The 13,810-nt window shown below is 61.3% G+C and carries 13 protein-coding genes; 6 read left to right on the top strand and 7 right to left on the bottom strand.

Features of this window, described 5'->3' with window-relative positions:
• Positions 1 to 18 precede the first annotated feature (18 nt).
• Both AC3WRD_RS11035 and quiC read right to left on the bottom strand, forming a co-directional pair.
• Positions 19 to 696, bottom strand: coding sequence for a TetR/AcrR family transcriptional regulator (locus AC3WRD_RS11035; RefSeq protein ID WP_096820828.1), 678 nt, complete (start codon positions 694 to 696; stop codon positions 19 to 21).
• Between the two features lie 102 nt (positions 697 to 798).
• Positions 799 to 2,700, bottom strand: coding sequence for a 3-dehydroshikimate dehydratase QuiC (gene quiC, locus AC3WRD_RS11030; RefSeq protein WP_102621125.1), 1,902 nt, complete (start codon positions 2,698 to 2,700; stop codon positions 799 to 801).
• A gap of 273 nt (positions 2,701 to 2,973) precedes the next feature.
• Between quiC and AC3WRD_RS11025 the strand changes: the two genes are divergently transcribed.
• Positions 2,974 to 4,311 carry an MFS transporter gene (locus tag AC3WRD_RS11025; protein WP_096820826.1) on the top strand — a complete coding sequence of 446 codons (1,338 nt, stop codon included), beginning with the start codon at positions 2,974 to 2,976 and terminating at the stop codon, positions 4,309 to 4,311.
• A 42-nt stretch (positions 4,312 to 4,353) separates the two neighbouring features.
• On the opposite strand, the gene AC3WRD_RS11020 is transcribed toward AC3WRD_RS11025, so the two are convergent.
• Both AC3WRD_RS11020 and AC3WRD_RS11015 read right to left on the bottom strand, forming a co-directional pair.
• A complete protein-coding gene (locus AC3WRD_RS11020) occupies positions 4,354 to 5,232 on the bottom strand; it encodes a DMT family transporter (RefSeq protein ID WP_102621126.1) in 879 nt (292 codons plus the stop codon).
• Positions 5,233 to 5,377: 145 nt separating this feature from the next.
• Positions 5,378 to 6,154, bottom strand: coding sequence for an IclR family transcriptional regulator (locus AC3WRD_RS11015; protein ID WP_096820824.1), 777 nt, complete (start codon positions 6,152 to 6,154; stop codon positions 5,378 to 5,380).
• 177 nt (positions 6,155 to 6,331) lie between these two features.
• On the opposite strand from AC3WRD_RS11015, the gene AC3WRD_RS11010 reads away from it, so the two are divergent.
• From AC3WRD_RS11010 to AC3WRD_RS11000, 3 genes are all read left to right on the top strand, one after another.
• Positions 6,332 to 7,165 (top strand): aldo/keto reductase, encoded by an 834-nt coding sequence (locus AC3WRD_RS11010; RefSeq protein WP_102621127.1) that lies wholly within the window; start codon positions 6,332 to 6,334, stop codon positions 7,163 to 7,165.
• Between the two features lie 201 nt (positions 7,166 to 7,366).
• Positions 7,367 to 8,257 (top strand): KPN_02809 family neutral zinc metallopeptidase, encoded by an 891-nt coding sequence (ypfJ, locus tag AC3WRD_RS11005; RefSeq protein ID WP_102621128.1) that lies wholly within the window; start codon positions 7,367 to 7,369, stop codon positions 8,255 to 8,257.
• On the top strand, positions 8,258 to 9,211 hold the full coding sequence (locus AC3WRD_RS11000; protein ID WP_102621129.1) for a S49 family peptidase domain-containing protein: 954 nt from the start codon (positions 8,258 to 8,260) through the stop codon (positions 9,209 to 9,211).
• A 30-nt stretch (positions 9,212 to 9,241) separates the two neighbouring features.
• On the opposite strand, the gene AC3WRD_RS10995 is transcribed toward AC3WRD_RS11000, so the two are convergent.
• The 3 genes from AC3WRD_RS10995 to AC3WRD_RS10985 all read right to left on the bottom strand — a co-directional run bounded on the left by AC3WRD_RS10995 (position 9,242) and on the right by AC3WRD_RS10985 (position 11,376).
• The gene (locus AC3WRD_RS10995) at positions 9,242 to 9,835 is read right to left on the bottom strand and encodes an HAD family hydrolase (protein ID WP_096820821.1); all 594 of its coding nucleotides are present in this window, start codon (positions 9,833 to 9,835) and stop codon (positions 9,242 to 9,244) included.
• On the bottom strand, positions 9,832 to 10,701 hold the full coding sequence (tesB, locus tag AC3WRD_RS10990) for an acyl-CoA thioesterase II (RefSeq protein WP_085712241.1): 870 nt from the start codon (positions 10,699 to 10,701) through the stop codon (positions 9,832 to 9,834). The genes AC3WRD_RS10995 and tesB overlap by 4 nt, the downstream gene beginning before the upstream one ends.
• Before the next feature lie 105 nt (positions 10,702 to 10,806).
• Positions 10,807 to 11,376 carry a GNAT family N-acetyltransferase gene (locus AC3WRD_RS10985; protein WP_102621130.1) on the bottom strand — a complete coding sequence of 190 codons (570 nt, stop codon included), beginning with the start codon at positions 11,374 to 11,376 and terminating at the stop codon, positions 10,807 to 10,809.
• Between the two features lie 83 nt (positions 11,377 to 11,459).
• Between AC3WRD_RS10985 and AC3WRD_RS10980 the strand changes: the two genes are divergently transcribed.
• Positions 11,460 to 12,380, top strand: coding sequence for a histone deacetylase family protein (locus tag AC3WRD_RS10980; protein ID WP_102621131.1), 921 nt, complete (start codon positions 11,460 to 11,462; stop codon positions 12,378 to 12,380).
• A 175-nt stretch (positions 12,381 to 12,555) separates the two neighbouring features.
• Complete coding sequence (locus AC3WRD_RS10975) at positions 12,556 to 13,797, top strand: TIGR03862 family flavoprotein (RefSeq protein WP_102621132.1); 1,242 nt, start codon at positions 12,556 to 12,558, stop codon at positions 13,795 to 13,797.
• Positions 13,798 to 13,810 lie beyond the last annotated feature (13 nt).

Raw genomic sequence — 13,810 nt, 5'->3', positions numbered from 1 at the left:
ACGCCCCCTCGATACCGATCAGGCCTGCAGGTAACGCAGCACCGACTCGCAAATCATTTCGCGATGACGCTGCTTGATGGTTTCGTCCGGCAGGTCGATCTGAAAGATCTCACCGAACGTGTGGCGGTTCGACACGCGATAGAAGCAGAACGAACTGATCAGCAGATGCACGTCCAGCGCGTCGAGCCCGGCGCGGAACACACCTTCAGCGGCACCGCGCGCCAGGATCTCGCCCAGCGAATCGAGGATCGTGTTGTTCATCGCCTTGATCGCATCGGAACGCTTCACGTATTCAGCGTTGTGGATGTTTTCGATGCAGACGATGCGCACGAAATCGACGTTGCGATCGTGGTGATCGAAGGTGAATTCCACCAGGCGCCGGATCGCTTCCACCGGCGGCAGCTCGGCCAGGTGCAGACGGCTTTCGGTGCTGCGGATATCGCCGTAGAGCTTCTCCAGCACCTCGACGTACAACTGCTCCTTGCTGCCGAAGTAGTAATAGATCATGCGCTTCGAGGTGTGGATACGCTCGGCGATCGCGTCCACGCGAGCACCCGACAGGCCCTGCTGGACGAACTCGACGATCGCTTCCTGGAGGATGTTTTCGCGGGTTTTTTCCGGGTTGTTCTTGCGACTCTTGCGCGGCTCTACCGCTGGTAAAACGGGGGCTGCGGAAAGTTCTGAAGTCATTGTCATTGCGGGCTCACGGCCATCACTGCACAGGCTGGCGATTATGGGCCGCGCGCCCCAGCGAAGGAAGCCGCGCGACCCGTGTTTAATCCCGCGTTTACGAATTTCCTACAACTTCGCCTGGCGAACAGCGCCACTGCGTGCTTTGGCCATTGCCGCCAGTCGCACCGCGACGTTGGCCGCGCCATAACCGGCGTAACCGTTCTTGCGCTGAATGATCTCGAAGAAGAAGCGCCCTTCGAACGGCTCGGTGTAGACGTGGAACAACTCGCCGCCCTGGGCATCACGGTCGTAGAGCACGTTGTAGTACGCCAGTTCGCTGAGAAACTCGTCATCGAAATCGAAACGCGCCGCGAGATCATCGTAATAGTTGAGCGGGATATCCAGCAGCGGTACGCCCGCCTCTTTGGCACGGCTGACCTGATCAAAGATGTCGTCGCAGTCGAAGGCGATGTGATGCACCCCGGAACCGCGATAACTCGACAGCGCGTGTGAGATCGCGGTGTTGCGGTTCTCGGAAATGTTCAGCGGCAAGCGGATCGAACTGTCGCGACTGCGCAGCGCGCGACTCTTCACCAGACCGTACGGATCCGGCAGCACCACTTCGTCGTCGGCCTCGAAATCCAGCAGGCTTTTGTAGAACAGCACCCAACTGTCGAGGCTGTCTGCCGGCAGCGCCATGGCCATGTGATCGATGCGCTTGAGGCCGCCGCGAGCCACCGCATCCGGCAGCAGATTGAAGTCGGTGCCGTAGACATCCGCCTCTTCATCCACCAGATAAATCAGGCTGCCATCCGGCGCACGCACCGCTGCCAGTTCCAGCTCGTTGGGGCCGACCAGTCCGCGATACGGCTGACCTTTATAGGCGACGGCGCGGGCCAGCGCACTGGCGCTGTCCTTGACCCGCACGGCGGTGGCGCAGAGCGACGGGCCGTGGGACTCGAAGAAACTGTGGGCGAACGAGTAAGGTTCGGAGTTGAGGATCAGGTTGATATCGCCCTGGCGCAGCAGGCTGACGCTCTTGGAGCGATGCTGCCCGGCCTTGACGAAACCCAGTCGCTCAAGCCAGTTCGACAGTTTGGCGCCGAGCGCTTCGTCGACGGCAAACTCAAGAAACTCGATGCCGTTGTAGGCGCTGGCCTTCGGCGTCTCGAAGAGGATTTCGCGGTTATCCACAGGGCGGATGTCCTGCTCCAGACGCTGGCGGGTTTTCTCCTCCAGATACAGCAGCGAACGCAGACCGTCAGCCGCATTGGCCCGAGGCGGCGCGGCACGGAAGCCGTCGTTGAAGATTTCCAGCGACAGCGGCCCGGTGTAGCCGCTCTGGATGATTGGCGCGAGGAAGCCCGGCAGATCGAATTCACCCTGTCCCGGGAAGCAGCGGAAATGCCGGCTCCACTCCAGCACATCCATCGCCAGGATCGGCGCGTCGGCCATTTGCACGAAGAAAATCTTGTCGCCGGGAATCTCGGCAATCGCCCGTGGATCGCCCTTGAGCGACAAGGTGTGAAAGCTGTCGAGCAACACGCCGAGGCTTGGGTGATCGGCTTGGCGCACGATGTCCCAGACCTGTTGATAAGTATTGACGTGACGACCCCAGGCCAGCGCTTCATAACCGATGCGCAAGCCACGGGCGCCGGCGTGTTCGGCCAGCAGGCGCAGGTCATCGATGAGGATCTGTTGATCGCCGATACTGTCAGGGGAGGCGTTGCTGCACACCAGCACCAGGTCGGTGCCCAGTTCCTGCATCAGGTCGAACTTGCGTTCGGCCCGCTCCAGATTGCGCTCCAGACGATCGCGGCGGCAGCCTTCGAAATCGCGAAACGGCTGGAACAGGGTGATGGCAATCCCGAGGTCGGCGCACATCTGCCGGATTTCCCGGGGACTGCCGTCGTAGTACAGAAGGTCGTTCTCGAAAATCTCCACCCCGTCGAACCCGGCCGCGGCAATGGCTTCGAGTTTTTCCGGCAGGGTTCCGCTCAAGGAAACGGTGGCAATGGATCGCTGCATGTTTCAACTCCCGGTGGAGACTTCGGCTACGAGGATTGCGCCGCTTTTATAAGGTGAGCGAATTATTGGTCCCGGTTTTTCATTGAGCAATTTAAACTGTACTACCCGGTTAGTTTTGCGTGCGATTATCGAACACAATGCCGGTTTGGCGAATTGACGATTTTTCGCCCACTGCCCAACATCCCTTTCACCTTGAGTCCGGATCTGAACCACCGGTCGCAGCGTGCACAAAAAAAGCACACCAAATAACAAATCCAAAAACGGGTGGAACACATGATTCCTTCACAGACTTCCCGCATGGCCCCGGCCATGAGCACTGCCACGGGTGGCATCGGCGACAAGATCCGCGGCGCCATGGCCGTCGGCAAGACCCGTTGGGGCATGCTGGCGCTGGTGTTTTTCGCCACCACCCTCAATTACATTGACCGCGCGGCCCTCGGCGTCATGCAGCCCATCCTCGCCAAGGAAATGAGCTGGACGGCGATGGACTACGCCAACATCAACTTCTGGTTTCAGGTCGGCTACGCCATCGGCTTCGTGCTGCAAGGACGACTGATCGACCGGGTCGGCGTAAAACGGGTGTTCTTCTGCGCCGTGCTGCTCTGGAGCCTGGCCACCGGCGCCCACGGTCTGGCGACCTCGGCGGTGGGCTTCATGGTCTGCCGGTTCATCCTCGGTCTGACCGAAGCGGCCAACTACCCGGCCTGCGTGAAAACCACGCGCCTGTGGTTCCCGGCCGGCGAACGTGCTGTCGCCACTGGCATCTTCAACGCCGGCACCAACGTCGGCGCGATGTTCACTCCGATGCTGCTGCCACTGATTCTTCATGTGTGGGGCTGGCAGGCCGCGTTCCTGTGCATGTCGGCACTGGGCGGGATCTGGTTGCTGTTCTGGGGCCTGAAGTATTTCAACCCGGAAGATCACCCGAGCGTGAAACAGTCGGAGCTGGACTACATCCAGAAAGAAGTCGAACCGGAACAGGCCCGCGTACCGTTCTCGCGAATCCTGCGCATGCGCGGCACCTGGGCCTTCGCCCTCGCCTACTCGCTGACTGCGCCGGTGTTCTGGTTCTACCTGTACTGGCTGCCGCCGTTTCTCAATCAGCAATACAACCTGGGCATCAACGTCACCCAGATGGGCATTCCGCTGATCATCATCTACGTCACCGCCGACTTCGGCAGCGTGGGCGGCGGGATTCTGTCTTCGTTCCTGATCGGTCGCGGCATGAATTCGATCAAGGCACGGCTGCTGTCGATGTTCCTGTTCGCCTGCTGCATCATCGGTGTGGTCATGGCGGCCGGTTCCGCCAACCTGTGGGTTGCGGTAGCGGCCATCTCCCTGGCCATCGGCGCGCACCAGGCCTGGACGGCGAACATCTGGAGCCTGGTGATGGACTACACGCCCAAGCACATGATGAGCACGGTGTTCGGTTTCGGCGGCATGTGCGCGGCGATCGGCGGGATGTTCATGACCCAGATCGTCGGCCACATCCTCACCGTCACCAACAACAACTACACCGTGCTGTTCACCCTGATTCCGGCGATGTACTTCATCGCACTGACCTGGATGTACTTCATGGCACCGCGCAAGATTCCTACCGTCACCGAATAACCGTCCTGCACTGACCGGCCTGATTTCAGGCCGGTCACGACTTCAGCGTCGGCTCTGCTGCCACGCTGCCGCCAGTCCGCTGCAACAGATCACCGCGATCCCGATCACCGTCATCAGGGTCGGCGTGTGGGCAAACAGCAGCCAGCCCAGCAACCCCGCAAACACGATCTGGCAATAGCCGAAAGGCGCCAGCAACGCTGGCGCGGCATGGCGAAACGCCTGGGTCAGAAACAGGTGCGCCGTCATCCCGCACGTGCCCAGCGCCAGCATCAAGAAAGCGTGCCCAAGGCTCGGCACCTGCCAGAAGAACGGCACCAGCGCACTCATCACCAGCGTGTTGCACAACCCGGCGAAAAAGTTGCTGGTGGTCGGGCTGTCGATCTCGCTGAGCTTGCGGGTGAGCAGTTGATAGAAGCAGAAAAACAGCGCCGAGCAGAACGGCAACAGAATCGCCGGGGTGAACAATTCACCACCGGGGTGGACGATGATCAGCACGCCGATAAACCCGCAGATCACCGCGATCCACTGGCCCCGGGTCACCCGCTCCTTGAGCAACGGCACCGACAGCGCCGTCACCAGCACCGGCGCGAGAAAGTTGACCGCTGTGGCCTCGGCCAGCGGGATGTACAGCAGCGCCGTAGTGAAAAACAGGCTGGTGCCCAGCAGGCACAACGCCCGCGCCAACTGCCACAACGGGCGTTTGGTGCGCAAAACACGCAACCCGGACTGCGGCAGAAAAATCCCCGCCATCAGCAGCGTGTGCACCAGATATCGCGCCCACACCACCATGATGATCGGATAAAAACCCGAGAGGTATTTCGACAGCGCATCGTGGCTGGAGAACAGGAACGTCGCCACGACAATCAGCAAGATCCCCTTGAAGGGTTGGTTGATGCCGGAAAGCGGGGTGCTGACAGTCATTGGTGATCTCTGGAAATCAAAATGAGGAAAAAGCCTCCAGCGATAATTTAGAACCAGGTTCCAAATTCTCACACCCTTCAAGCCAAATTCTGTGCGATCAACGCACAGTTTTACAGACAACCCGATCCCGTCTTCCGTTGCGCGGCTAGACGAACAGCTCCGAAGCCAGGCTCGCCGCCGACAACTCCTCGGTAAACCTCAACAACAGCGGCGCCAGTTCATGCAACCTCGCCCCCGGCATCCGCGCACTCGGTCCGGCAATGCTCAATACCCCGATCACTCGACCATCTGCCGGATGCCGCACCACGGCGGCAATGGCCGATGTGCCTACCGCCGAACTCTCTTCGACACAGGCGTAACCCTGCTCCCGCGCCACGCGCAGATGCTCGAGCAATTCAATGTTGGTTCGCGGTGCATTCGGCCCGATATCCGCCGGCATTTCGGCGGCCTGACGTTCAACCCGCGACAAGGCCTCGGCATCACTCATGCTCGCCAGCCACGCATGGCCGGACGCGGTGTAGAACAGCGGCGCATCGCGGCCCATGTCCGGGTCGTAGCGCAATCCGCTGCGCGCGCCCTGTGACTTGGCGATCCAGGTCTGGCGCTCGCCGTCGGTGACGCCCAGTCGTACCAGCTCGCCGGTTTCCTGCGCCAGTCGATCAAGCACCGGCTGCACGATGTCGGCGCCGCTGCTCGACAGGTAACGAAAACCCATCGCCACCAATTTGGTCGACAAGTGATAACGCAGGGTTTCCGGGTTCTGCCGGACATAGCCCAGCCGGGACAATTCGGCGAGCAAGCGATGTGTCGCACTTTTCGGAATGTCGATTTGTTCGGCGAGGGTTTGCAGCGGCAGTCCGCGCGGCTCGTGGGTGAGGCTCTCCAGTACGCTGAAAACCCGTTCGATCTGACTGCCGGCCATGGTGCGATCCCAGTGAAATTTTGCCGATTCTAAAATACATATCAGCGATTGCGAAATCTGGAACCGACCGCTCGATAATCGCCCTCTTTCTCGGCTGACGAGTTGCTGATGCAGGCCGACGTTGTTTAGTTTTCGGAATCTAATTCCGAAACTACATCAATGCAGGAAGCGCCGACCATGCAGCACATCGTCAACAGACAAGGACTGAACCTGCCCAAACTCGGCCTCGGCACCTGGCCGATGCTCGGCGACGAATGCACCCGCGCCGTGGAGCAAGCGCTGGAACTCGGTTACCGACATATCGACACGGCGGCGGCCTACAACAATGAAGACGCGGTCGGACAGGCACTGGCGAATACGCCGACACCCCGCGAGCAGATCCACGTCACCACCAAGGTCTGGTGGGACCAGTTGCAACCGGATGCCATGCGTCACTCGCTGGATCGCAGCCTCAAGGCGTTGCGCAGTGAGTACGTCGACCTGTTCATGATCCATTGGCCGACTACTGACTGGGACTTGCCGCGCACTCTTGAAACCCTCGCATCGTTCAAGGAGCAAGGTCTGGCTCGCAACATCGGTGTGGCGAATTTTCCGCTGCCGTTGCTGCGCAAAGTCGTCGAGGACTATGGCATTCCTCTGTCAGCCATTCAGGTCGAGTACCACGTCCTGCTCGGACAAAACGCTTTGCTCGACTACGCCCGTCAACACGATCTGGCGCTGACGGCCTACACGCCATTGGCGCGTAACAAGGTCTCTGAGATTGCGCAGATTCAACAGATCGCCGAGAAACACGGCGTGCTGCCGACTCAGGTCGCACTGAAGTGGTTGCTGGATCAGGACAATGTCGCAGCGATTCCCAAGGCCAGCAGCAAGACCAATCAACTGGCCAACCTGGCCTCACTGAATGTGGAACTGGACGATTACGACCGCGCACTGATTGCCGCATTGTCCAAGCGCGAACGTCAGGTCAGCCCGGATTTCGCGCCGGTGTGGGACGCCTTTGACCGCTGATACCTGACCCGGCGAAAGAAATCCGCCAGCAGATTGAATTCCCGGCGCCCGCGCTCGTCAATAACAGGCCCGACCTCATCACGCGAGGTCGGGCCTGTTTGTCTGTGTGCGAATGGACGGACGACCGGACTGGCGCCACACTCACACACCAGCAACACTCATCACCACACACTTTCCACCTGAACAGACGAGGAATCCCACATGCTATGGAGAAAAGGTCGACGCAGTGACAACGTCGTCGATGCCCGTGGCGATGACATGGGCGGTGGCGGTGGAGGCATGCGCTTCGGTGGCGGCAAAGGCCTGAGCCTCGGGGCGATCCTGTTGATAGTCGGTATCGGCTGGATCACCGGGCAAGACCCGCTACAGATTCTCGGCCAGCTCACCGGCCAAGGCACCCAGCAAGCCGCACCGACTTCGCAAACCCGTCAGGCACCACCGGCCAACGATGAACAGGCTGAATTCGTGCGCTCGATTCTCGGCGACACCGAAGACACTTGGGGCGCGATTTTCCAGCAGGCCGGTCGCCAATATAAGGACCCCACCCTGGTGCTGTTCAGCAACCGGGTCAATTCGGCCTGCGGCATGGCCACCTCGGCCACCGGCCCGTTCTATTGCCCGGCAGACCAGAAGGTCTATCTGGACATGGCGTTCTTCCAGGAAATGTCGCAACGCTTCAAAGCCGCTGGCGACTTTGCCCAGGCCTACGTGATCGCTCACGAAGTCGGACACCATGTGCAGACGCTGCTGGGCGTCTCGGCGAAAATCCAGGCCGCCCGCCAGCAAGGTCGGCAGATGCAAGGCGACGGCGGTCTGCTGGTGCGCCAGGAACTGCAAGCGGATTGCCTGGCCGGTGTCTGGGCCTACAACGCCCAGAAACGTCTGAACTGGCTGGAGCCGGGCGATATCGAAGAGGCCTTGAACGCGGCGAACGCCATCGGTGATGATCGCTTGCAACAACAGGGTCAGGGCCGTGTAGTGCCGGACTCGTTCACTCACGGTACGTCGGCGCAAAGGGTGCGCTGGTTCAAAACCGGATTCGCCCAGGGCCAGGTCGGCCAGTGCGATACCTTTGCGGCGAAAAACCTGTAAATGCATAAATGGCTGTTGGCTTTACTGTTCATCGGCGGCACCGCACAAGCGGCCGGCGTCGACGCGATCAGCCCCGGACGCCTGCAATTGCAGGCCGGCGAAATGGCGGTGGGCATCGGCCCGGCACCCGCGAAAATCGAGCGGGTGCTGATCGTCATTCATGGCAAGCTGCGCAACGCCGAGACCTATCGCAAGAGTGGCGAGAGCGCCGCCGAACTGGCCGGGCAAACCGCCAACACCCTGGTGATCGCCCCGCAGTTTCTCAACGAAAGCGATGTCGCTCTCTACTCGTTGCCCGCCAGCGTCCTGCGCTGGAAAGGCAATGAGTGGATGGGCGGCGGTTTATCCACAGGGCCGAACCCGCTCAGCTCCTATGCCGCTCTCGACGAGATCATTGGTCGGCTGAGTGATCGCAAGCAGTTTCCGGACGTGAAGCAGATCGTGATCTTCGGCCACTCCGGCGGTGGCCAAGTCGTGCAGCGCTATGCCTTGCTCGCCCGCGAACAACCGGCGCTCAAGGCCGAAGGCATTCGCTTGCGTTATGTGGTGGCTAACCCGTCCTCGTACGCCTACTTCAATGAACAACGGCCGGTGGCGTTCGATCACGCGCAGTGCCCGGGTTTCAACCGCTGGAAGTACGGTCTGGTGGATCCGCCGATCTACTCCGGTGGGCAAACGCCTGCGCAGCTTGAAGGCAGTTACGTCAAACGCGAGGTGATTTATCTGCTCGGCCAGCAGGACACCGACCCGCAACACCCGGCGCTGGACAAGAGCTGCGCCGCCGAAGCGCAAGGCGCCTATCGCCTGGTGCGCGGAAAAATGTTCTTCAGCTATCTGCTGCGTCGGCATCCGGAAGGGGTGAATCAGCGGCTGGTGGAAGTGCCCGGCGTCGGGCACAACGGCGACGGCATGCTGACCTCGCCGGAAGGCCAGAAAGCGATATTCGACCAATAAAAAACGGGGGCCGAAGCCCCCGTTTTTTTTTCAAGCGAACAACATCCGCCGCAATTCCACACAATCCTTCGCATGCCAGTCGGTCAGCTCCGGCCAAGGATTATCCGGCAGGTTCACCAGCACCGTGTGGGTGCCCGCTGCCCGACCGCAGTCGAGGTCGAAGCGGTAATCACCGACCATCACCATCTCGCTCGCCGGCACTTGCCAGGCCTTGGCCAGTTTCAGCAAACCGCCCGGGTGCGGTTTCGGCGGCGCCTCATCGCGGCCCAGTACATCGTCTACCGCGAAGCAGTCCGCAAGGCCGATGGCCTCCAGCGTCACATGGGCCAGCTCCCGCGCATTGCGGGTCAGGATGCCGAGGCGATAGCCCCGCGCGTGCAGATCACGCACCAGCTCCACCGCGCCGACTGCCGGGGTCGAGCCAAGCGCCAGATCCCGCTCATGCTCCAGCAGCCACGCATGCTTCGCCGCTGCTTCTTCGGCGGGTAACGCCGCGAGGTGGGTAAGGATGTCGTCCTCCGGCGGGATCGCCAGTGCCACGCGGATCGCCGCGAAATCATGCACGGCGACGGTCAGGGTGCCGTCCATGTCGAACACCCAGTGCCGCACATCCGCCAGACTCATGCCCAATCCTTGCGATGACGGATCAGGCCTTCCTGAGTCACCGACGCCACCAGTTGTCCGGCGCGGTTGAACACGCTGCCACGGGAGAACCCGCGAGAGTTGCCGGCCCAAGGGCTGTCCATGGCGTAGAGCAACCAGTCATCGGCGCGCAGGTCGTTGTGGAACCACAGCGCGTGGTCGAGGCTGGCGACCTGCATGTCTTTCTGCCAGACCGATTTGCCGTGCGGCAGCATCGACGTGGTCAGCAGACCGAAGTCCGAGGCGTAGGCCAGCAGGTATTTGTGCAGCGCCGGGATGTCGGCCAATGCACCGTCGGCACGGAACCACACGTACTTGATCGGGTCCGCCGGTTGCGGGTTGTACGGGTCTTTTTCAGTGACCGGGCGCACTTCGATCGGTTTCGGGCACAACAGCTTTTCACGCATGTGTTCCGGGATCAGGTGCGCGCGTTGCTGGGTCAGTTCCAGCTCCGACGGCAGGTTTTCCGGGCCGACCACTTGCGGCATCTGACTCTGGTGTTCGAAGCCTTCTTCGTCGTACTGGAACGAAGCGCTGCAAGTGAAAATCGGGTGGCCCTTCTGGATCGCGGTCACGCGACGGGTGCTGAAGCTGCCGCCGTCGCGTACGCGATCAACCGAGTAGACCACCGGCAACTTGGCATCGCCCGGGCGCAGGAAATAACCGTGCATCGAATGTACATGACGCGTTTCTTCAACGGTCTGACTGGCCGCCGACAGCGACTGGCCGAGCACCTGGCCGCCGAACAACTGGCGAAAGCCCAGATCCTGACTGCGACCACGGAACAGGTTTTCCTCGATCGGTTCGAGGGTCAGCAGATCCACCAGATCTTCCAACACTTGGCTCATTCAGACTCTCCTCACACAACGCTATGCCGCGCAGTCTTGGCTGCGGCGGCCAATTCAGGTTCTGGCGCGAGCCATGATCGCGCCATTGTAAACGTCCGTGTCGGCTTAGCCATGCAGGGTCTGCAGCCATTGCTCCCTGGTGATGCGGTACAACAGATGTCGACGCAACGGGTGATCGACAGCCACTTTCGGGTGATCGAAATCATGGGCCGGGTCGTGATGCATGCCGATGGCCTGCATGACCTTTTCCGACGGCAGATTGCTCTGCGCAGTGAACGCCACAATTTCCTTCAGGGCCAACCGGTCAAAGCCGCAACGCAGCGCAGTCCACGCCGCCTCGCTGGCATATCCCAGGCCCCAGTGTTCTTTCGCCAGGCGCCAGCCGATTTCCACCGCCGGGGTGAACGGCGCGTCGAAACCGACCACGCCGAGCCCGGTAAAACCGATGAATTCGCCGGTGTCCTTGCGTTCCAGCGCCCACAAGCCAAAGCCGTGTTCGGCGAAATGACCGCGTACACGGCCGATCAGCGCGGCGCTTTCCAGCCGACTCAAGGGGGCGGGAAAGTAGCGCATCACCTGCGGATCGGCGCACATCGCCGCAAATGCCGGCAAATCCGCGTCCTGCCACTGACGCATCAGCAGTCGCGCGCTTTCCAGCTCAAGTATCGGCTCCATCGTGCCCCTCCGTTTCCATGCCGCAAGTCTACATCGCTGGTAGGCTTTGCACTCTTTCCTACAGCCTTTATGAATAGTCCGCCATGCCATTGCCGTTGATCTACCACGAAGACTACAGCCCCGAGTTTCCGGCGGATCACCGCTTTCCCATGGACAAGTTCCGCCTGCTGCGCGATCACCTGGTGGACAGCGGTCTGACCCGCGACGAAGACCTGCTGCGCCCTGAACTGTGCCCTGCCGACATCCTCGCCCTGGCCCATGACCGCGGTTATATCGAACGCTACATGAGTGGCGAGTTGTCCCGTGAAGACCAGCGGCGTCTCGGCCTGCCATGGAACGAAGCACTGGCCCGGCGCACGGTGCGGGCCGTCGGCGGTTCGATTCTGGCGGCAGAGAAAGCGCTGGAGCATGGCCTGGCCTGTCACCTCGCCGGCGGCACCCATCACGCCCACTACGACTACCCCGCCGGGTTCTGCATCTTCAATGACCTGGCGATCATCAGCCACTATCTGCTGCAAAGCGGCCGGGTGAACCGGGTGCTGATCTTCGATTGCGACGTGCATCAGGGCGACGGAACTGCACGGATTCTGCACAACACCCCGGAAGCGATCACCGTTTCCCTGCACTGCGAAAAGAACTTTCCCGCACGCAAAGCCGAAAGCGACTGGGACATTCCGCTGCCCAACGGCATGGGCGATACCGATTACCTGAAAGTGGTCGACGATGCGCTCAACTACCTGCTGCCGCTGTATCAACCGGATCTGGTGCTGTACGACGCCGGTGTCGACGTACACAAGGACGACGCCCTCGGTTATCTGCAACTGACTGACGAAGGTGTCGCCGCCCGCGACGAAAGCGTGATGCGCCACTGTCTGGGCCGCGACATCCCGGTGGTCGGGGTGATCGGCGGCGGTTACAGCAAGGATCGCCAGGCCTTGGCCCGCCGTCACGGCATCCTTCATCACAGTGCGCAGCGCGTCTGGCAGTCATCGGGTTGTCATTGAGTTGTGCTGCGTTACCCACAATGGCTGTGGAACGGCCTGTGGATAACCTGAGCGAAACGGACTACAGCCCACGCTGAACATGGCCTGCAGCAAGCTGGTTGTTTTTTGATCAGGCCTGACGATGGCCGCTGCTGCTAGAATGCGCGGCTTATTCCGCCACGCTATTGCCGCTGCCATGACTCAGACTTCCGCCGCCCCTTCCGCTCACGTCGCCATCATCGGCGGTGGCCCCGCCGGCCTGATGGCCGCCGAAGTGCTGAGCCAGGCCGGAGTCCGCGTCGATTTGTACGACGGCATGCCCTCGGTGGGCCGCAAGTTCCTGCTGGCCGGGGTCGGCGGCATGAACATCACTCACTCCGAAGCCTACCCGGCGTTCCTCTCGCGCTACGCCGAACGCGCCCCGAACATCGCCCCGTTGCTGCGCGCGTTCGACGCCGATGCACTGTGCCGCTGGATTCACGAACTGGGCATTGAAACCTTCATCGGCAGCTCCGGCCGGGTATTCCCCACCGACATGAAAGCCGCGCCGTTGCTCCGTGCCTGGCTCAAGCGCCTGCGCGACAGCGGCGTGGTTATCCACACCCGCCACCGCTGGCTCGGCTGGGATGAAAAGGGTGCGTTGCGCATCGACAGCCCGGAGGGCGAGAAAACCCTCAACCCCGACGCCACCCTGCTCGCCCTCGGCGGTGGCAGTTGGTCGCGGCTGGGCTCCGACGGTGCGTGGATGCTGCCGCTGGAGCAACGCGGTGTAGGACTGGCGCCGTTGCAGCCGAGCAATTGCGGCTTCGAGGTGCAGGCCTGGAGCGAAGTGCTGGTCAGCAAATTCGCCGGCGCGCCGCTGAAAAATATCTCCATCGGTTTGAACGACGATGTTCCGCGTCTGGGTGAATGCGTGATCACCGCGACCGGGATCGAGGGCAGCCTGATCTATGCGCTGTCGGCGCCGATTCGTGAGGCGATCAATGTGCACGGTGCAGCGACAATTCACATCGACCTGCTGCCCGGCCGGCCTGTGGATAAATTGCAGGCGGCATTGAGCAAAACACGGGGTTCGCGCTCGATGGCCAAGCATCTGCACAGTCAGGTCGGGATTGATGGGGTGAAAGCGGCGCTGTTGCGGGAACTCACTGATGCTGCGACGTTTGCCGATCCGGCGCTGTTGGCCCGGGCGATCAAGGCCTTGCCGCTGACGCTGGTGAAAACCCGTCCGCTGGACGAAGCGATCAGCAGTGCCGGTGGCGTGACGTTCGAGGCGATGGATGAGCGGCTGATGCTCAAGGCGTTGCCGGGGGTGTTCTGTGCCGGTGAGATGCTGGATTGGGAAGCGCCGACTGGCGGGTATTTGCTGACGGCGTGTTTTGCCAGTGGCCGGGCGGCCGGAGCTGGAATGCTGGACTGGTTGAAACAGCGTAACTGATCGTTCCCGCATT

This window comes from Pseudomonas sp. FW215-R2 (assembly GCF_058789255.1).
This window is presented reverse-complemented; position numbering and strand designations above follow the sequence as displayed.